General features: G+C 67.7%; 15 protein-coding genes and 1 riboswitch. Of the genes, 2 read left to right on the top strand and 13 right to left on the bottom strand.

What is annotated here, in order from left to right; translation table 11 throughout:
- The first annotated feature begins 100 nt into the window (after window positions 1–100).
- Window positions 101–1249, top strand: coding sequence for an anhydro-N-acetylmuramic acid kinase (locus tag LGR64_RS00440; protein ID WP_141835754.1), 1149 nt, complete (start codon window positions 101–103; stop codon window positions 1247–1249).
- An 87-nt stretch (window positions 1250–1336) separates the two neighbouring features.
- Here the strand turns inward: LGR64_RS00440 and LGR64_RS00435 are convergent, their stop codons facing one another.
- From LGR64_RS00435 to rplM, 7 genes are all read right to left on the bottom strand, one after another.
- Window positions 1337–2635 (bottom strand): NCS2 family permease, encoded by a 1299-nt coding sequence (locus LGR64_RS00435; RefSeq protein WP_012207705.1) that lies wholly within the window; start codon window positions 2633–2635, stop codon window positions 1337–1339.
- A gap of 177 nt (window positions 2636–2812) precedes the next feature.
- Window positions 2813–5239 carry a xanthine dehydrogenase molybdopterin binding subunit gene (gene xdhB, locus LGR64_RS00430; RefSeq protein ID WP_016448453.1) on the bottom strand — a complete coding sequence of 809 codons (2427 nt, stop codon included), beginning with the start codon at window positions 5237–5239 and terminating at the stop codon, window positions 2813–2815.
- A 1-nt stretch (window position 5240) separates the two neighbouring features.
- Window positions 5241–6854, bottom strand: a complete 1614-nt coding sequence (gene xdhA, locus LGR64_RS00425) for a xanthine dehydrogenase small subunit (RefSeq protein WP_141835757.1) — start codon at window positions 6852–6854, stop codon at window positions 5241–5243.
- 279 nt (window positions 6855–7133) lie between these two features.
- Window positions 7134–8576, bottom strand: a complete 1443-nt coding sequence (mdtD, locus tag LGR64_RS00420) for a multidrug transporter subunit MdtD (RefSeq protein WP_013800450.1) — start codon at window positions 8574–8576, stop codon at window positions 7134–7136.
- A gap of 116 nt (window positions 8577–8692) precedes the next feature.
- Window positions 8693–9067 carry an iron-sulfur cluster insertion protein ErpA gene (gene erpA, locus LGR64_RS00415; RefSeq protein WP_013800449.1) on the bottom strand — a complete coding sequence of 125 codons (375 nt, stop codon included), beginning with the start codon at window positions 9065–9067 and terminating at the stop codon, window positions 8693–8695.
- A gap of 214 nt (window positions 9068–9281) precedes the next feature.
- Window positions 9282–9674: a 30S ribosomal protein S9 gene (gene rpsI / locus LGR64_RS00410; RefSeq protein ID WP_012207710.1), complete on the bottom strand. Its 393-nt coding sequence runs from the start codon at window positions 9672–9674 to the stop codon at window positions 9282–9284.
- 10 nt (window positions 9675–9684) lie between these two features.
- The gene (rplM, locus tag LGR64_RS00405) at window positions 9685–10113 is read right to left on the bottom strand and encodes a 50S ribosomal protein L13 (protein ID WP_012207711.1); all 429 of its coding nucleotides are present in this window, start codon (window positions 10111–10113) and stop codon (window positions 9685–9687) included.
- Window positions 10114–10360: 247 nt separating this feature from the next.
- Between rplM and LGR64_RS00400 the strand changes: the two genes are divergently transcribed.
- Entirely contained in the window at window positions 10361–11233 is an 873-nt protein-coding gene (locus LGR64_RS00400; RefSeq protein ID WP_012207712.1) for a 23S rRNA (adenine(2030)-N(6))-methyltransferase RlmJ, read from the top strand.
- 7 nt (window positions 11234–11240) lie between these two features.
- Here the strand turns inward: LGR64_RS00400 and LGR64_RS00395 are convergent, their stop codons facing one another.
- The 6 genes from LGR64_RS00395 to LGR64_RS00370 form a co-directional block, all read right to left on the bottom strand.
- A complete protein-coding gene (locus LGR64_RS00395) occupies window positions 11241–12152 on the bottom strand; it encodes a septal ring lytic transglycosylase RlpA family protein (RefSeq protein ID WP_141835760.1) in 912 nt (303 codons plus the stop codon).
- Window positions 12153–12229: 77 nt separating this feature from the next.
- Entirely contained in the window at window positions 12230–13057 is an 828-nt protein-coding gene (gene metF, locus LGR64_RS00390) for a methylenetetrahydrofolate reductase [NAD(P)H] (protein WP_034397320.1), read from the bottom strand.
- Between the two features lie 22 nt (window positions 13058–13079).
- Window positions 13080–14267 carry a TlyA family RNA methyltransferase gene (locus LGR64_RS00385; RefSeq protein ID WP_141835763.1) on the bottom strand — a complete coding sequence of 396 codons (1188 nt, stop codon included), beginning with the start codon at window positions 14265–14267 and terminating at the stop codon, window positions 13080–13082.
- A gap of 175 nt (window positions 14268–14442) precedes the next feature.
- The gene (gene ahcY / locus LGR64_RS00380) at window positions 14443–15873 is read right to left on the bottom strand and encodes an adenosylhomocysteinase (protein WP_013800445.1); all 1431 of its coding nucleotides are present in this window, start codon (window positions 15871–15873) and stop codon (window positions 14443–14445) included.
- A gap of 70 nt (window positions 15874–15943) precedes the next feature.
- Window positions 15944–16028: riboswitch (S-adenosyl-L-homocysteine riboswitch) on the bottom strand.
- A 7-nt stretch (window positions 16029–16035) separates the two neighbouring features.
- A complete protein-coding gene (locus LGR64_RS00375; protein ID WP_034397322.1) occupies window positions 16036–16779 on the bottom strand; it encodes a response regulator in 744 nt (247 codons plus the stop codon).
- 26 nt (window positions 16780–16805) lie between these two features.
- A complete protein-coding gene (locus LGR64_RS00370) occupies window positions 16806–19511 on the bottom strand; it encodes a sensor histidine kinase (protein WP_034397323.1) in 2706 nt (901 codons plus the stop codon).
- Window positions 19512–19520 lie beyond the last annotated feature (9 nt).

Raw genomic sequence — 19520 nt, 5'->3', positions numbered from 1 at the left:
CGCGCTCCCATCCCGCAAAGGCTGCCCTGGCAGCCTTTGTTGTTTCAAGCGCATCCTTTTGTGATCGCGGGCCCCAGGCCGCAGGGCTACCATTGCCGGCATGAACCAGCCCATCCCCTCCCCCATCGCCCACCGCTACTGCATAGGCCTGATGTCCGGCACCTCGCTTGACGGGGTGGATGGCGTTCTCGTGGACTTTGCCGAAGGCACGCAGGTGCTGTGGCATGCCAGCCGGGGGTTCGACGCCGCGCTGCGCGCCGAGCTGCTGGCCCTCAACACCCCCGATGGCCGCGATGAGCTCCACCGCGCGGCGCTGGCGGCCAATGCGCTGGCGCGCAGCTATGCCGAGGTGGTGCGGGAACTGCTGCAGGCCACGGGACTGGCGCCCGGCCAGATTGCCGCCATCGGCGCCCACGGCCAGACCGTGCGCCACCGGCCGCAGATGTTCGACGGCACGGGCTACACGCTGCAGCTCAACAGCCCGGCCCTGCTGGCCGAGCTCAGCGGCGTTGCCGTGGTGGCCGACCTGCGCAGCCGCGACGTGGCCGCAGGCGGCCAGGGCGCGCCGCTGGTGCCCGCCTTCCACCAGGGCGTGTTCGGCCGGCCCGGCGAGACGGTGCTGGTGCTCAACATCGGCGGCATTGCCAATCTCAGCGTGCTGGCGGGCGATGGCACGGTGCTGGGCTTCGACTGCGGCCCCGGCAATGCGCTGATGGACGGCTGGTGCCAGACCCACAACGGCCAGCCCTATGACGACGGCGGCCAGTGGGCGGCCACGGGCCAGGTGCTGCCCGCCCTGCTCGACCGCCTGCTGGCCGAGCCTTTCCTGCAGCAGCCGCCGCCCAAGAGCACGGGACGCGACCTGTTCCACGCGGACTGGCTGGCCGGCCATCTTTCCGCCAGTGCAACCAGCGCCGCCGATGCCCGCCCTGCCGACGTGCAGGCCACGCTCACCGAATTCACCGCCCGCGCCTGCGCCGGTGCCGTGCAGCGCTTCGGGCGCGGCGGCGGCGAGCTGCTGGTCTGCGGCGGAGGCGCCTTCAACACGCAACTGATGCAGCGCATCGCCGCCTTGCTGCCCGGCGCGGCCGTGGACACCACGGCCGCGCGCGGCCTGCCGCCGCAGCAGGTGGAGGCCGCCGCCTTCGCCTGGCTGGCGCGCCAGGCCCTGCTGGGCCTGCCCGGCAACCTGCCCGCCGTGACGGGCGCACGCGGACCACGCATCCTGGGCGCCATCCACCCCGCATGAATACCGCAGAAAAGCAGCGCCAGCAAAAAGGCCCGCGCAAGGCATGGCTGCCAGGCGCGGGCCCCCCACCAAAAACAGTGCGCTACGTCAGCCGCCGATATAGACGAACTTGAAGAGGAAGACGCCGCCGATCAGCCACACCATCCAGTGCACTTCCTTGGCGCGGCCCGTGAACAGCTTGAGCACGGCATAGGTGATGAAGCCGAAGGCCAGGCCATTGGCCACCGAGTAGGTGAAGGGCATGAGCAGGGCCGTGACGGCAGCGGGGATGGCCTCGGTGGTCTCGCCCCATTCGATCTCGGTCAGCTCCTTGAGCATCAGGCAGGCCACGAAGAACAGCGCGGGCGCCGTGGCGTAGCCAGGCACCACGCCGGCCAGCGGCGACAGGAACAGGCAGCACAGGAAGAGCACGGCCACGGTCAGCGCCGTCAGGCCCGTGCGGCCGCCCGCTTGCACGCCGGCCGCGCTTTCCACATAGGCCGTGGTGCTGGAGGTGCCCAGCAGCGAGCCCGCGAAGATGGCGCCGCTGTCGGCCAGCAGCGAGCGGTTGAAGCGGCCCATGCGGCTGGGCACCAGCAGGCCCGCGCGCTTGGCCACGCCCATCAGCGTGCCCGTGGCATCGAACAGCTCGACCAGAAAGAACACCAGCACCACGTTGAGGATGCCGCCCGTCAACGCGGACTTGATGTCCAGCTGCAGGAAGGTGGGCGCAATGGAGGGCGGGGCCGAGAACACGCCGTGGAACTCGTTGCCTGCGAAGAAGAACGAGGCCACGGTGACCGCGACGATGCCGATCAGGATGGCGCCCGGTACCTTCAGGCGGTCCAGCACCACGATGATCAGAAAGCCCAGCGAGGCCAGGATGACTTCGGGCTTGTGCAGGTCGCCCAGGGTCACGAAGGTGGCCGGCGATGCGGCGACGATGCCCGCGCTCTTGAGCGCGATCAGCGCCAGGAACAGGCCGATGCCCACGGTGATCGCTATGCGTATGGACTGCGGTATGCCCTTGATGATCAGCTCCCGCAGGCCGAACAGCGTCACCAGCAGGAACAGGCAGCCCGAGACGAAGACCGCGCCCAGCGCGGCCTGCCAGGTGAAGCCCATGTGCAGCACCACCACGTAGGCGAAATAGGCGTTCAGGCCCATGCCCGGCGCCAGCGCGATGGGATAGTTGGCGTACAGCGCCATGATGGTCGTGCCCAGCGCCGCGATCAGGCAGGTGGCCACGAAGACGGCCCCCTTGGGCATCCCCGCATCCCCCAGGATCGAGGGATTGACGAAGATGATGTAGGCCATCGTCAGAAAGGTCGTCAGGCCCGCGACCAGCTCGGTTCTTACATTGGTGCCGTGCTCACTGAGCTTGAACACCCGTTCCATCCAGTTCATCGCATTGTCTCCGTGTTGTTTTCGCATGCGGGGCGCAACGGTTGTGAAAGCGCCCAGGGTTGAGCACCGGCTGTCCAGGCCGGCACAAGGCATGGCACCCTGCCGGGCGGCCATGGACCTGGTGGCGCGCATCGCTGCGCGCGGATTCAAGGAATGAGGGGCGCGGCGCCGGTCCGCTCAGCTCCCGGCGGCCTGCACGGCCTCGATGGCGCGCAGGATGGATTCCGGCGTGGCCGGCGATTGCAGCGGCGGGTTGCTGCGGTGCCCGCCTGCGGCCGAGACGGCGTCGCGGATGGCGAAGAACACCGAGAACGGCAGCAGCAGCGGCGGCTCGCCCACGGCCTTGCTGCGGTGGATGGAGTCCTCGAAGTTGTCGCCCTCGAACAGCCGCACGTTGAACACGGGCGGGCAGTCGTTGGCCGTCGGGATCTTGTAGGTGCTGGGCGCGTGCGTGGTGAGCTTGCCGCTTTGCGGGTGCCAGACCAGCTCTTCCGTGGTCAGCCAGCCCATGCCCTGGATGAAGGCGCCCTCGACCTGGCCCACGTCCACGGCCGGGTTCAGCGAGCGGCCCACATCGTGCAGCACGTCGGCGCGCAGCAGCTTGAACTCGCCGGTCAGCGTGTCCACCACCACCTCGCTCACGGCGGCGCCATAGGCGTAGTAGAAGAAGGGCCGGCCCTGCATGGTGTCCTTGTTCCACGACAGGCCGGGCGTGGCATAGAAGCCGTCGGACCACAGCTGCACGCGCTCGATATAGGCCTCGCCCACCACGGCCTTGAAATCCAGCACCTTGCCGTTGACGTGGACCTGGTCGTTGGCAAAGCGCACGTCCTCCGCGCGGCCGCCATGGCGCTCTGCGGCGCAGGCGGCCAGGCGTTCGCGGATCTGGCGCGCCGCGTCCTGCGCGGCCTTGCCGTTGAGGTCGGCCCCCGTCGATGCCGCCGTGGCCGAGGTATTGGCCACCTTGGTGGTGTCGGTGGCCGTGACGCGCACGCGCCCGAAGCCCACGCCCAGCTCGTGCGCCACGACCTGGGCCACCTTGGTGTTCAGGCCCTGGCCCATCTCGGTGCCGCCGTGGTTCACGAGGATGGAGCCGTCGTTGTAGACATGGACCAGGGCGCCAGCCTGGTTGAAGTGCTTGACGTTGAAGGAGATGCCGAACTTGAGCGGCGTCAGCGACAGGCCGCGCTTGAGCACGGGGCTGGCCGCGTTGAACTCGGCGATGGCATCGCGGCGCGCGCGGTAGTCGCTGCAGGTCTCCAGCTCGGCCACCAGCTCGTGGATCACGTTGTCGGTCACGACCTGGCTATAGGGCGTGACATTGCGCTCGGTCTTGCCGTAGAAGTTGACGCGGCGCACATCGAGCGCGTCGCGCCCCAGCTCGCGCGCCACCGTCTCCATGATGTTCTCGATGGCGATCGCGCCCTGCGGGCCGCCGAAGCCGCGGAACGCCGTGTTGCTCTGCGTATTGGTCTTGCCGGAGTAGCCGTGCATGGACACATCGGGCAGCCAGTACGTGTTGTCGAAGTGGCACAGCGCGCGCGTCATCACGGGGCCGGACAGGTCGGCCGAGTGGCCGGCGCGCGAGACCATGGAGATCTCGGCGCCGAGGATGCGGCCCTCGTCGTCGTAGCCCACCTCGTACTCGTACCAGAAGCAGTGGCGGCGGCCCGTGATCATGAAGTCGTCATCGCGGTCCAGGCGCAGCTTGACGGGGCGGCGCAGCCGCGTCGCGGCCACCGAGGCCACGCAGGCGAACAGGGCCGACTGCGACTCCTTGCCGCCGAAGCCGCCGCCCATGCGGCGGCACTCCACATGCACGGCGTGCGAGGCCACGCCCAGCGCATGCGCCACCAGGTGCTGCATCTCGCTGGGGTGCTGGGTGGAGCAGTACAGGTGGACGGCGCCGTCCTCCTTGGGAATGGCGTAGCTGATCTGGCCTTCCAGGTAGAACTGCTCCTGGCCGCCCACGTAGAACGATGACTTCAGGCGGTGCGGCGCCTCGTCCATGGCGCGGCGCGCGCCGCCTTCATTCGTGCTGCGCGCCAGGTGCATGGGCGGCAGCACGTACTGGCCCAGCTCATGCGCCTGCTGGGGCGTGAGCACGGGCGGCTCGGCCGTGATGTCGGCCGCCGCCTTGGCCTGGGCCGCAGCCAGGCGCGCAGCCTCGCGGCTTTCGGCGATCACGGCGAACAGCGGCTGGCCCAGGTAGCGGATCTCGCCGCTGCACAGGATGGGGTCGTCGTGGATGATGGAGCCGCAGTCGTTGACGCCGGGAATGTCCTCGCCCGTGAGCACGGCCACCACGCCGGGCATGGCGCGGATGGCATCCAGCCTGAGCGCATTGAGCCGGCCATTGGCCACGGGCGACAGGCCCAGCGCACAGTGCAGCGTGCCGTCCAGCTCGGGCAGGTCGTCGATGTAGGCGGCCTCGCCGGCCACATGCAGATGGGCCGATTCATGCGGGCGGCTGATGCCAACGCGCTGGCCCTGGGTGTGGGCACCGGCCTCGGCGCGCTCGTCCACGCGGAAGGCGGTGTTCTTCAGGTAATGCGCAAAGGCCTCGGACGAGTGCAGCAGGGAGGGATCGATGGGGCGGTTCATTTCAGGCTCCTTGGTGCACTGCATGGGGCATCACGCTCCAGACGCTGGTGGCCTGCAGCGGCAGCGGCTGCTGCGGACGTGTCTCCAGCCACAGGCGCTGCAGCAGGTTCTGCGCCACCTTGAGCCGGTAGTCGGCACTGGCGCGCATGTCGGACATGGGCTTGAAGTCCTGGGCCAGCGCGGCCTGGGCGGCCTTCACTGCGGCCTGGTCCCAGGGCTGGCCCACGATGGCCGCCTCCGCCAGGGCCGCACGCTTGACCACGGCGGCCATGCCGCCAAAGGCCAGGCGGGCGGACTTCACCACGTCGCCATCGAGCTCGATGGCCAGCCCCGCGCACAGCGCCGAGATGTCGCAGTCAAAGCGCTTGCTGATCTTGTAGGCACGGGTCTGGCGCCGTGCAGCGTCCAGCGGCACGGCCAGTGCCTGCACGAACTCGCCCGGTTCCAGCTGGTTCTTCATGTAGTCCAGATAGAAGTCATGCAGCGGCATGCGGCGCACGCGCGCGCCCTTGCGCAGCTCGATCTGCGCATCCAGCGCCATCAGCACGGGAGGGGAGTCGCCAATGGGCGAGCCATTGGCCACGTTGCCGCCCATGGTGCCTGCATGGCGGATGGGCACGGAGGCAAAGCGCAGCCACACGTCGGTCAGCCCTTCGAAGCGCTGCGACAGCGCCGACCAGGCCGATTCCAGCGAGGCACCGGCGCTTATGTACAGCTCGCCGCCGTCCAGGCTGCCCGCGCCGCGGCGCTCCTCGACGCGCTTCATCTCGGCCACGTCGCCCACATAGACGATGTCGCCCAGGTCGCGGAACTGCTTGGTCACCCACAGCCCCACATCGGTGGAGCCTGCCAGCAGCCGCGCGCGGGGCTTGGCCTCGCACACGGCGGCCAGCTCGTCCAGCGTGCGCGGAGCATGGAAGCTGTCCACACGGCCGCCCTGGGCGGCGTTGGGCGCGGCGTAGTCCAAGCCGGCATCCTGCGCACGCAGGCCCTGCAGTGCCTGCACCACGGGGTCGGTGGCCATGCGCGTGGCGGGCAGGTCGAACATGCGCTGGCCTGCGTCCAGGATGGGACGGTAGCCCGTGCAGCGGCACAGATTGCCCGACAGCTCGTCGGCCAGTTGCTGGCGCGAGGGGCGCGTGCCGGCCTGCTGGTGGTGCTCGTAGGCCGACCACAGCGACATCACGAAGCCCGGCGTGCAAAAGCCGCATTGGGAGCCGTGACAGTCCACCAGCGCCTGCTGCACGGGGTGCAGCTCGGCACCGCCTGCGGGCTTGCCCGTGGCACAGCCCTGCTTGCCGGCGCACTGGCCCTTGACGTCCTCCACCGTGAACAGCGCCTTACCGTGCAGCGTGGGCAGGAACTGGATGCAGGCATTGACCGTCTGCAGCTGCAGGCCGCCCACGGCGTCGGGCGCACCGTCTTCGGCCAGCTCGGCGATGACCACGGTGCAGGCGCCGCAGTCACCTTCGTTGCAGCCCTCCTTGGTGCCGGTGCAGCGCGCGTCGCCGCGCAGCCAGTCGAGCACCGAGCGCGTGGGATGCGGCCCCTGTACCTCGACGATCTGGCCGCGGTGATAGAAGCGGATGGGTTGGGAACTGGGGCTCTGGCTCATGCTCGTGGGGGCAACTGCTGGTGCGTGGACTGTTCGGATCACGACTTACGCAAATTCCGAGGAAGAAAGCCGCTGGCCCTGTGGCGATGGCGTGTTTGCGTTCTTGCTTGCGTAAGTCCTGCGGATGTACCCGAGATTAAGTCCAGCCCCGCCCAAACGCATAAGACGGCCTCGATATTTCCTATGCGGGCTGCCATATATCCTTGTCAAAAACAAGGGTAAACCCGCAACAAAAGTGTGGATTGCAGCGGTTCAGGGTTCAAAAGGTATGCACAGCCCTCACTCGTGCTCGGCCGGCTCCAGAGGCTTGGGCCGCACATCCTCATCGTCACCGAGCTGCGAGAAGATCATGGTCGAGGCCAGCGTCACCGCGCCCATGCAGACGAAGGTGGCGCGGAAGGCATTGAGGGTGTGCTGCGGCGTGTCGCCGCCGAACCATTCGCTGAAACCGGCCAGCACGGCGCCTGCGGCGGCCACGCCCATGCCCATGGCCAGCATCTGCACCATGGACAGCAGGCTGTTGCCGCTGCTGGCGTTGCCGGCATCGAGGTCCTTGAGCGTGACGGTGTTCATGGCCGTGAACTGCATGGAGTTGGTGGCGCCGAAGATCAGCAGCTGGACGATGACCACCCACAGCGGCAGCGCCGTGGAGACCGTGCCGAAGCTGGCGATCATCAGCGACAGCACCAGGGTGTTGCCCATGAGCACGCGGCGGTAGCCGATGCGCTGGATGAGGGTGGTGGTCTGGCGCTTCATGGCCATGCTGGCCAGCACCGTGGGCAGCATCATCATGCCGGCCTGCAGCGGAGAAAAGCCCAGGCAGACCTGCAGCACCAGCGGGATCAGGAAGGGCATGCAGGAGCTGCCCAGGCGCGAGAACAGATTGCCCAGCAGGCCCACGCGCAGGCTGCGCACGGCAAACAGCTCGGGGGCGAACAGCGGGTCGGGCCGACGCAGCGCGTGCAGCCAGTAGGCGGCCAGGCTGGCCAGGCCGAAGATCAGCAGCACGAAGACCATGGCGCCGTGGATGCCCTTGCCCGACATGCTGTCCAGCGCCAGCGACACGGCCACCATGCCGAAGGCCAGCAGTGCATAGCCCACGCCGTCGAAGCGCTTGACGGCAAAGCGGTCGCCCACCGGCATGAAGCGCAGCGTGGCGGCCAGGCCGATCAGGCCCACGGGCACGTTGACCAGGAAGATCCAGTGCCAGCTCACGTACTCCACCATCCAGCCGCCCAGCGTGGGGCCGATCAGCGGCCCGACCAGGCCGGGGATGGCCACGAAGCTCATGGCCTTGAGGAACTGCTCGCGCGGAAAGGCGCGCAGCACGGCCAGCCGCCCCACCGGCATGAGCAGCGCCCCGCCCATGCCCTGCAGCACGCGCGCAGCCACCATCAGCTGCAGGTTGGGCGCAATCGCGCACATCACCGAGCCCAGCACGAACAGCGCAATCGCCCACAGGTAGACACGCCGCGTGCCGAAACGGTCGGCCATCCAGCCCGAGGCCGGGATCAGCATGGCCATGGTCAGCGAGTAGGCGACGATGACCGACTGCATGCGCAGCGGGCTTTCGCCCAGGGCCTCGGCCATGGTGGGCAGCGCGGTGTTGACGATGGTGCCGTCCAGCGTCTGCATGAAAAAGCCGATGGCCACAAGCCATAGCAGCACCGAACGCGAGGAGGATGTGGTGGAGGCGGAAGCGCTTTTGTCTTCAGGAATCATGGCAAGGCAGGAAGGGCACAGGCGTTAAAAAACCGCCTGCGCATTGCTGCGCGGCGGTTGGTGGCGTGTTGTGCGGCGGGCTGCTGTGGGCTTCACTGCAGCGCGGCCAACAAGGCTTATACCGAGAAGCTCGATCCGCAGCCGCAGGTGGTGGAGGCGTTGGGGTTCTTGATCACGAACTGCGCGCCCTGCAGGTCTTCCTTGTAGTCGATCTCGGCACCCACCAGGTACTGGTAGCTCATGGCGTCGATCAGCAGCGACACGCCATTCTTGGTCATGGTCGTGTCGTCGTCGTTGGTGATCTCGTCGAAGGTGAAGCCGTACTGGAAGCCCGAGCAGCCGCCACCTTGCACGAACACGCGCAGCTTCAGGTCAGGGTTGCCTTCCTCGGCGATCAGATCGGCCACCTTGGCAGCTGCGCTGTCGGTGAAGACGATCGGGGTGGGCATTTCGGCGGTGGTGGTTTCGGTGATTTCTGCGACGGCGCTCATGGGGATACTCCGAAGTTCTCAATTGGCCCGAATGGTACAGCAAAGGGCTCGGGAATTCCCGGGGCCGCCGGCTTGACGACAGTGCAAGTGGGGGCATTGGCCTCCGACGGCGAAGGTGAATGCGAAGGGTTTGCATCGCCCAGAAAAAAACCGCCGGCAAAGGCGGTTTTTTTCTGGGGAAAGCCCCGGGGGACTTTCCTGCAGTGCCAGCGGATTAACGCTTGGAGAACTGCTTGGCGCGGCGTGCGGAGCGCAGGCCGACCTTCTTACGTTCGACTTCACGAGCGTCACGCGTCACGAAGCCGGCTTGGCTCAGGACGGGCTTGAGCGCTGCGTCATAGTCGATCAGGGCGCGGGTGATGCCGTGGCGGGTAGCGCCGGCCTGGCCGGATTCACCACCACCGTGGACGTTCACTTGAATGTCGAAAGCTTCCAGGTTGCTCGTCAGAGCCAGGGGCTGCTTTGCGATCATGATCGAGGTTTCGCGGCCGAAGTACTCCTGAATGTCCTTGCCATTCACGGTAATCTTGCCGGAGCCCTTCTTCAGGAACACGCGTGCGACGCTGGATTTGCGACGGCCGGTGCCATTGTTCCAATCACCAATCATCTAGGTCTCCTTAGATTTCCAGAGCCTTGGGCTGCTGGGCGGTGTGGGGATGCTCAGCACCGCCGTACACCTTGAGCTTCTTGATCATTGCGTAGCCCAGGGGACCCTTGGGCAGCATGCCCTTGACGGCCTTTTCCAGAGCACGGCCGGGGAACTTGGCCTGCATGTCGCGGAAGTTGGTGGCAGTGATGCCGCCGGGGAAACCAGAGTGGCGGTAGTACACCTTGTCCAGGTTCTTGGTGCCGGTGACCTTGAGCTTGGAGGCGTTGATGATGACGATGAAGTCGCCGGTGTCAACGTGAGGTGTGTAAATGGCTTTGTGCTTGCCGCGCAGACGGAGTGCCACTTCGCTGGCGACACGTCCGAGCACCTTATCGGTGGCGTCAATCACAAACCACTCGTGTTGCACCTCAGCGGGCTTTGCGCTGAATGTAGACATGAGTTTTCTCTTTCAAGAAAGGTTTGGCGGGTCCTTTTCCGCGGTCGGCGCTTCTTCAAAAAGGAAGCCTCTTAGGCGGGGATGTAAACTTCGCCGCGGGACCCTAAAATCGCTGCGAAGCCCTCCATTATACAAAAACGGCAGGTCTTCGCCATCCCCCCTTGCGCCGCCCTGGCTTCAGCGCCGGCCCCCATCCTTCAGCCGCCACGGACAACCACCCGGCAGCGCGGCTGGTTACCATACGCCTATGTTCAGTTACCGCCACGCCTTCCATGCAGGCAACCATGCCGATGTGCTCAAGCACACCGTGCTGATCGCCACCCTGCAATACCTCCTCCAGAAGGATGCCGCCCTCACGGTGCTGGACACGCACGCCGGCGCCGGCCTGTACCGACTGGACGGCGACTACGCCAACAAGAGCGGCGAGTCCGCCGACGGCATCATGCGCCTGGCCCAGGCCAAGGAGGCCGAGCTGGCCCCGGTGCTGCAGGCCTACCTGGCCACGGTGCGCTCCTTCAACCAGGGCGCGCAGTTGCGCAACTACCCGGGCTCGCCCTTCATCATCCAGTCCCTGCTGCGCGTGCAGGAGCGCGACAAGCTCAAGGTCTTCGAGCTGCATCCCACCGACATGCGCTCGCTGGTGGGCAACATTGCCCAGCTCGAAGCGGGCCGCCAGGTAGCCGTGCTGCACGAGGACGGCTTCGAGGGCATCAAGAAATTCCTGCCGCCACCGTCGCGCCGCGCCCTGGTGCTGTGCGACCCCAGCTACGAGCTCAAGAGCGACTACGCCAAGGTGCTGGACATGGCGGCCGACAGCCTCAAGCGCTTTGCCACAGGCACCTATGCGGTCTGGTATCCGATCATCCCGCGCCCTGAAGCGCACGATCTGCCGCGCCGCCTGAAGACCATGACAACCAAGGCCGGCAAGAGCTGGTTGCATGTGGAGCTCACGGTCAAGAGCAACAAGACGTCGGAGCGCGGCGGCCTGCCGGCCAGCGGCATGTTCCTGATCAATCCGCCGTTCAATCTCAAGGAACAGCTCAAGCCGGCCATGCCGCAGCTGGTCAAGCTGCTCGGTCAGGACGAGAACGCGGCCTTCACGCTCGAATCCGGCGGCTGAACACGGTTCAGCGCGAGCTCGACGCCGCAGACGCCACTGCCGTGGCCGAGGCTGCGGCGGGCGCCGCGGCCTTCGCCACCGGCCTGGCGGCAGGGGCGGCACGGCTGGCCACGGCCGTGCGTGCATTGGGCCTGGGTGCGGGCGCCTTGGCCTGCACACGCGGCCGGACCGGGGCCTTTGCCTGAACCCGGGTCCGCGCCTGCGTTTGTGTCTGTGCCTTGGCCTGCTGAGTCTTCTTGAGGGACTCTGCCTTCCTGGCGGTGACCAGGGTTTCGGGGCATTCTTCCTCGCCTTCGTCGAGCTGCCACAGCTCCACGGGCTTGATTCCCAGGCCGACCATGCCCAGCTCCTGCGCAGCGGCCTGGCTCAGGTCGATCACGCGGCCGGGCGCAAACGGCCCCCGGTCATTGATGCGCACCACCACCGTCCTGCCTGTCGCGGCGCTGCGCACGCAGACACGGCTGCCGAAGGCGAAGCTGCGGTGCGCAGCCGTCAACTCTTCCTTGTCGAAACGTTCGCCGCTGGCCGTCAGCCGGCCATGCAGGCCCGGGCCATACCAGGAAGCCAGGCCTTGCTGGTCGCTGTCGCGCGAGGGAACGAGGGCGAAATCGGGATTGGAGGGAGTGTCGGCACGCTCTTCGGGCGAAGCCGGTTCGGAGGGCCTGGCATCCGCGGATCTGCTGGCAGGCGGCGTGGCCCGCGAGGCGCGGCTGCTGCGCTTGCCTGCGGAGGGAACGGCCGCAGGCGTCTGGCCTTCAGCCATGGCCTCGGCACCTGCCGAACCTGCAGAACCGGCCATCAGGGCGCCGGACTCGGCATCGGTTTCGGCCACGGGAGCCGGTGCGCAGCCAGCCAGGGTGGCGGTGATGGCACACATGGCCAGCCAGCGCCAGTGCAGGCGTCGAAAACTACGATCCATGGGCAAAAACCTCCAGGGAACGCCTGACCGTTCCCAAGTTCAGAGGGCCGCCCGGGGCCGGCGCAGTGGCTGCGCGCTCAAAGGCCCAATCGATCGCAGATTTCCAGCGTGGCGACGCTCTGGTTCATCGTATAGAAGTGCAGCCCGGGAGCGCCCTGGCTGCGCAACTGCTCGCATAGACGGGACACGACATCGAGGCCGAAGGCGCGAATGGACGCCGTGTCATCTCCGTAAGCCTGCAGACGCAGGCGGATCCAGCGCGGGATCTCGGCGCCGCAGGCGTCCGAGAAGCGCATCAGCTGCGTAGAGCTGGTGATGGGCATGATGCCGGGAACAACCGGTGCATCAAGCCCCATGCCGCGCGCCGCATCAACGAAACGGCAGTAGGCGTCGGCATTGTAGAAATATTGGGTGATCGCGGAATCCGCGCCAGCGCGCACTTTAGCCGCAAACGCTTCCAGATCGGAATGTGGGGATTTCGCCTGCGGGTGGACCTCGGGATAGGCTGCCACCTCGATGTGGAACCAGTCGCCGAACTCGCGGCGAATGAATTCCACGAGGTCGCTGGCGTACTGGAATTCCCCTCCCAGGCCATAGCCGCTGGGCAGGTCGCCGCGCAGCGCGACGATGCGGCGCACGCCCATGGCCTTGAGCTCCTGCAGCTCGGCACGCACCTTGTCGTGCGTGGCGCCCACGCAGGAGAAATGCGATGCCGCGCTGACACCTTCGCTCTGGATGTCACGCACCATGTTGAAGGTGCCGGCCTGCGTGGAGCCGCCCGCACCATAGGTGACGGAGCAGAACTGGGGCTTGCGCGCATAGAGGTTCTTGCGCACCTGCACATGCTTGGCCGCGCCTTCGGGCGTCTTGGTCGGGAAGAATTCGAAGCTGATCGGAAAGCTCATGTAAGACTCACTGCTCAGTGTTTCATTCGTTGCGTTTGCGCAGCTTGGCGCGCCCCGGTCCGGGCACGCCGAACTCGGTGCTGGTGTCGATCACACGCTCGTTGCGCTGCTCGCGCAGCACGGTGCGGGACACGCGCTTAGGCGCGGCTTTCACGGCCGAACGGGGCTCGTCGCCGTCCTGCGTTTCAGGCTGTGCAGGCTCCTTCACCACGGCCGCCTGCTGGGCATGCACGAAGAATTCGCGGTTGCCGTCACCGCCTTCGATGGCCGACTCCATCCAGCCCTTGACCTCCAGGCCCAGCTCGCCCAGGCAGGTGCGGATGCGCTGCTCCACCTCGGTGAACAAGGCTGCATCGCGCACGATGCCGCCCTTGCCGACCTGGCCCGGCTGCAGTTCGAACTGCGGCTTGACCAGCATCAGCAGCTGGCCATGCGGCTTGAGCAGGCGCGTGACGGCCGGCAGCACCAGGGTCAGAGAGATGAAGGACAGATCGCCCGTGACGAAGTCGAACTGCGGCGTGATGTCCACGTCGGCAAACTCGGCGCGGCGGCGGCGCTGCGTGGCCACCGTGCCTTCTTCCCGGGCCTTGCCCTTGGCCGCGCGCTCGGCCTTGAAGGCCTCGATCTCTTTTTCCTTGGCGTCGTCGCTATCGTCATAGTCTTCATCGACCAGACCGCCGTTGCGCATCCAGGCATAGGGCGCCACGGGCTGGGTGTCGTTGTCGTCGGGATCTTCTTCCCAGCGTTCGGACAGCACTTCCTCGCAGGACTCCTGCAGGCCCTCGGCCGTCACCGCGCGGGCGTTGACGCCCTCGACGCAGATCACACGCACATCCGAGCGCAGCCGGTCGTGCAACTGGCCATGGCCCACATCCACGCCGATGACCTGGGCGGCGCCCGCCTGCAGCAGGCAGTCGGTGAAACCGCCCGTGCTCTGGCCCACGTCCAGGCAGCGCAGGCCCTGCACCGACAGCTTGGTGGCCGCCAGCGCGCCTTCCAGCTTCAGCCCGCCGCGCGAGATGAACCGGGCCTCGGCCCCGTCCAGCAACTGCAGCTCGGCACCCGCAGGAATCTCGTCGCCGTTCTTGGCAACCTTCTTCCAAGGCGTCAGCGGCGTCATGCGCCATTGCACGCCACCCGCAATCAGCCGCTGCGCCTGCGAGCGCGTGGCCGCATGGCCGGCTTCCACCAAAAATACATCTGCGCGCATAGCGTCGTTCCCAGGAAATCTCTAAACCAATGACGCCAAGCGGCGCCGCACCCCACAACTGGCAGGGCCCAACTCAGGGACACCGAGCAAGGGCCGCCCCGCCGCGAGGGTGTCGTCCCCCTCCCTTGCGAAGCAAGTAGAGAGGGGGAAGCGGCGCAAGCCGCTCAGGGGGTGCTTAGTAGCGGTAGGTTTCGGGCTTGTAGGGACCCTGCTTGCTCACACCGATATAGGCAGCCTGGCCGTCCGTCAGCTCGGTCAGCATGGCGCCGACCTTCTTCAGGTGCAGGCGGGCAACCTTCTCGTCCAGGATCTTGGGCAGCACGTAGACCTTGCCGACCTCGTAGGCATCGGGCTTGGTGAACAGCTCGATCTGGGCGATGGTCTGGTTGGCGAACGAGGCGCTCATCACGAAGCTGGGGTGGCCGGTGGCGCAACCCAGGTTCACCAGGCGGCCCTTGGCCAGCAGGATGATCTTCTTGCCGTCAGGGAAGGTGATGTGGTCCACCTGGGGCTTGATTTCTTCCCACTGGTACTGCTCGATGGAGGCGACGTCGATCTCGTTGTCGAAGTGGCCGATGTTGCAGACGATGGCTTCGTTCTTCATGGCCACCATGTGCTCGTGGCGGATGATGTCGCGGTTGCCGGTGGTGGTCACGAAGATGTCGGCCTTGTCGGCTGCCCACTCCATGGTCACGACCTTATAGCCTTCCATGGCCGCCTGCAGGGCGTTGATGGGATCGATCTCGGTGACCCAGACCTGGGCCGACAGCGCGCGCAGCGCCTGGGCGCAGCCCTTGCCCACGTCGCCGTAGCCGGCCACCACGGCAACCTTGCCGGCGATCATCACGTCGGTGGCGCGCTTGATGCCGTCCACCAGCGATTCGCGGCAGCCGTAGAGGTTGTCGAACTTGCTCTTGGTGACGGAGTCGTTGACGTTGATGGCACGGAACTTCAGCGTGCCCTTGGCAGACATCTCGTTGAGGCGGTGCACGCCGGTCGTGGTCTCTTCGGTCACGCCGATGATGTGGGCGCTCTTGCGCGTGTACCAGGTGGGGTCCTGGGCCAGCTTGGCGCGGATGGCGGCGAAGGCGATCTTCTCTTCCTCGGAGGCGGGGTTGTCCAGCACGGACAGGTCCTTTTCGGCGCGCATGCCCAGGTGCAGCAGCATGGTGGCGTCGCCGCCGTCGTCCAGGATCATGTTGGGGCCTTCGCCTTCGGTGCCGGCGGCGCCGAATTCAAAGATGCGGTGGGTGTAGTCCCAGTAGTCGGCCAGCGATTCGCCCTTGATGGCGAACACGGGCGTGCCGGTTTCCGCGATGGCGGCGGCAGCGTGGTCCTGCGTCGAGAAGATGTTGCACGACGCCCAGCGCACTTCGGCGCCTAGGGCCTTGAGCGTCTCGATCAGCACGGCCGTCTGGATGGTCATGTGCAGCGAGCCGGTGATGCGCGCGCCCTTGAGGGGCTGGGCAGCGGCGAATTCCTCGCGCGTGGCCATCAGGCCGGGCATTTCGGTTTCGGCGATCAGGATTTCCTTGCGGCCCCAGGCAGCGAGGGAAATGTCAGCGATGGCCGTGTCGGCGGAAACGGGACGAACAGCAGCGTTCATGGTTTTCTCCAAAAGATGAATGAAAAACCACGTTCTGCGGGAGACGAAAAAAAGCTCACCGCACAGAAAGCGTGGGCGAGCGTCGTTGCAGGTATGACTCCGAGCCTCGCGACCACGCCTGATGTGTGGGGGCCGCTGCAACGCTCCTCGGAGAGGCGCTGATTATACCGATCCCGGGGATGCCTCACCGCCCAGCCCCACAAGCCGGTAGCCCACCTGCAGCTCGGTCACCAGGTGGCGCGGCTGGGCCGGCTCGTCCTCGATCTTCTGGCGCAGATTGGCCATGTGCACGCGCAGGTAGTGGGCGCGGCTCAGGTACTCGGGGCCCCAGACCTGCAGCAGCAGCTGGCGGTGGGTCATCACACGGCCCTGGGCGGCGATCAGGGCCGCCAGCAGGCGGAATTCGATGGGCGTGAGGTGCACCGGCTGCCCCGCGCGCCGCACCTCATGCGTGGCCAGGTCCACCTGCACCGGGCCGAAGTGCACCTTGCTGGACGCGGCCGTACCGCCCGCCCCACCGGCGGCGCCCAGCTGCTGGCGGCGGCGCAGCATCACGCGCAGCCGGGCCAGCAGCTCGGGCACGCCGAAGGGCTTGACCAGGTAGTCGTCGGCGCCGGCATCCAATGCGGCCACCTTCTCGTCCTCACGCTCGCGCGCGGAGAGCACGAGCACGGGCACGGAGGACCACCCGCGCAGCTCGGTCAGGACCTGCTTGCCATCCGCGTCTGGCAGGCCCAGGTCGAGGATGACCAGATCGGGCTGGCGGCTGGCGGCCTCGATCAGGCCGCGGCGCGCGCTGTCGGCCTCGAAGACCTGCCAGCCTTCGTCTTCCAGCACCAGGCGCACGAAGCGGCGGATGCCGGGGTCGTCCTCGATCATCAGGATGCGGTTGGCGGGCGTGCTCATGGGGGGCTTTCGTGCATGGCGGGACTCTAATCCAGCGCAGGCTGCTCGGGCACGGGAAAGCGCAGCGTGAAGATGGTGCCAGGGCCGGGCCGCGCGGCGGCAGCCTCGATGCGCCCGCCATGCGCCTCGACGATGCTGCGCACCAGCGCCAGGCCCAGGCCGATGCCCGAGACGGTGGACTCGGCCGTGCCGCGCGTGAAGGGTTCGAACAGCGTCTCCACCGGCAGATGGGATGGCAGGCCCGGCCCGCCATCGCGCACGGACAGCAGCAGTTCGCCGTCCTGCACACGCGCACTGATGGCCAGCGGCGTGCCGGCCGGCGTGTACTTGGCGGCGTTGTCCAGCAGATTGACCAGCACGCGCTCCATGAGCAGGGCATCGAGCTGCAGCAGCGGCAGGCTGGCGGGCACGTCGGTGCTCACGGGATGCTGGCCCAGGCGCGCGCGCATCTGGCGCAGCGCGCTGCCCACCACTTCGTCCAGCGGAAGCCATTCGCGCTGCAGGTGCACGCCGCCTTGCTGCAGGCGCGCCATGTCCAGCAGGTTCTCCACCAGGCGCTGCATGGCCTGGGCCTGGATGCGGACCTGCTCCAGCATGTCGGCTGCGCCGCCCGGCGGCACATGGCGCTGCGCGGCCTCGGCCGCGCCCAGGATGGTGGTCAGCGGGGTGCGCAGGTCGTGCGAGACGGCCGACAGCAGGGTGTTGCGCATGCGCTCGCCCTCCATGGCGATCTGGGTCTGCTGGGCCACGGCCACGAAGTGCTGGCGCTCCAGCGCCAGCGCCACCTGGCTGGCACAGGCCTCCAGCAGGCGCTGCTCCTCGGGCACCTCCAGGCGCTGCGGCGCACGCAGTTGCAGCACCAGCACGCCGCGCATGCGCACGGGTGCGGCCAGCGGCACATAGCGGGCCGGTGCGGCCGGCAGCGTGTCCGTGCCCTGGCCGGCCTGCTGGCCATGGTCCATGGCCCAGCGCGCAATGCTGTCGTCCATGGGGCAGGAGCCGCCGCCGGCGGGGCGCAGGCGCTCGTCCGCATCGGGCAGCAGCAGCCCGGCCTGGGCGTCGAACACGCCCGAGACCGTGCTCAGCGCAATCTCCACCACCTGCTCCTGCGTGAGCGCGCCCGAAAGGTCGCGCGCCAGCCGCGCCAGGGCGCCCGCGCGCCGCTCGCGCTCGGCCGCCACGCGCGCCTCGTGGCGCAGCCGCGCCATGAGCTGGCCGCAGACCAGGGCCACGCCCAGCATCAGCACGAAGGTGAACAGGTACTGCGTGTCGTTGACATGGAAGGATCCGCGCGGGGGCACGAAGAAAAAGTCGAAGCACAGTACCGACAGCAGCGCCGCCCAGGCGCCCGGGCCACGCCCCCAGCGCAACGAAGACAGCACGACGATGAGCAGGAACAGCATCACCACGTTGGCCGGGTCGAAGATGCGCAGCAGCTGCTCGGCCAGCACCGTGGCGGTCAAGCAGGCCAGGGTCACGCCGGCATAGCCCTTCCAGGGCAGCGGCCTGCGCCGCAGCGGTGCGGCAGGCGCGGCCTCGGTCCGGGCCGCGCTGGACCCCCCGGAGAGCACCAGCACGTCGATGTCGGGATGCAGCTGGACGATGCGGTCGGGCAGGCTGCGGCCCCACCAGCGCCAGGGCGACCATGCCGGGCGCGGCGGCTGGGCCAGCACCAGGCGGCTGGCGTTGCGCTCGCGCGCGAAGGCAACCAGGGCCTCGGCCACATCGGCGCCCGGCAGCGTGGCCGTCTCGGCCCCCAGGCGCGCGGCCAGGGCCAGGGTCTTGAGCACGGCGGCCTGCACGCTGCGTGGGCGGTGCTGGCGCTGGGGCGCGTCCACGTAGACCACCATCCAGTCCGCATCGAGCCGGCGCGCCATGCGCGCGACCTGGCGCACCAGGGCGTCGTCGCCCGCGTGTCCTGCCACGGCCACCAGCAGGCGCTCGCGCGCAGGCCAGACCGTGCCTATGGAGCGCTCGCGCCGGTAGTCGCGCATGTCCTCGTCCACGCGGTCGGCCGTGCGGCGCAGCGCCAGCTCGCGCAGCGCCAGCAGGTTGCCGCGCCTGAAGAAGTTGCGTGAGGCCCGCTCGGCCTGCTCCAGCATGTAGACCTTGCCGTCCTTCAACCGGCGCAGCAGTTCGTCGGGCGAGATGTCGACGACGATGACCTCGTCGGCATCGTCGAAGATCTGGTCGGGCACGGTCTCGCGCACCGTGATGCCGACGATGCCGCCCACCACGTCGTTCAGGCTTTCCAGGTGCTGCACGTTGATCGTGGTCCAGACATCGATGCCTGCGTCCAGCAACTCCTGCACGTCCTGCCAGCGCTTGGGATGGCGCGAACCCGGCGCATTGCTGTGCGCCAGTTCATCGAGCAGCAGCACGCGCGGCCGCCGCGCGAGCGCCGCATCCAGGTCGAACTCGCGCAGCGTCCGCCCCTGATGCGGTAGCTCGCGCAGCGGCAGCTGCTCCAGGCCATGCAGTTGCTGCGCCGTTTCCTTGCGGCCATGGGTTTCCACGAGTCCCACCAGAACCTCGCGGCCCCCCTGGCGTTCGCGCTGGGCGGCGGCCAGCATGGCGTAGGTCTTGCCCACGCCTGCATTCGATCCGAAGTAGATGCGCAGCTTGCCCCGTCCCTCCTGCGCCCGCTCATGGCGCAGGCGCGCGACCAGGGCGTCAGGATCGGGGCGCGGCAGACCGGGCGGCGCCGGCTCGGCAGAGGACGAAATGGGCATGGTTCTCAG

This window comes from Delftia sp. Lp-1 (genome assembly GCF_020523835.1).
Lineage (GTDB): Bacteria > Pseudomonadota > Gammaproteobacteria > Burkholderiales > Burkholderiaceae_C > Comamonas > Comamonas acidovorans.
The sequence above is the reverse complement of the archived record's forward strand: the minus strand, read 5'-3'. Positions and strand labels throughout refer to the sequence as shown.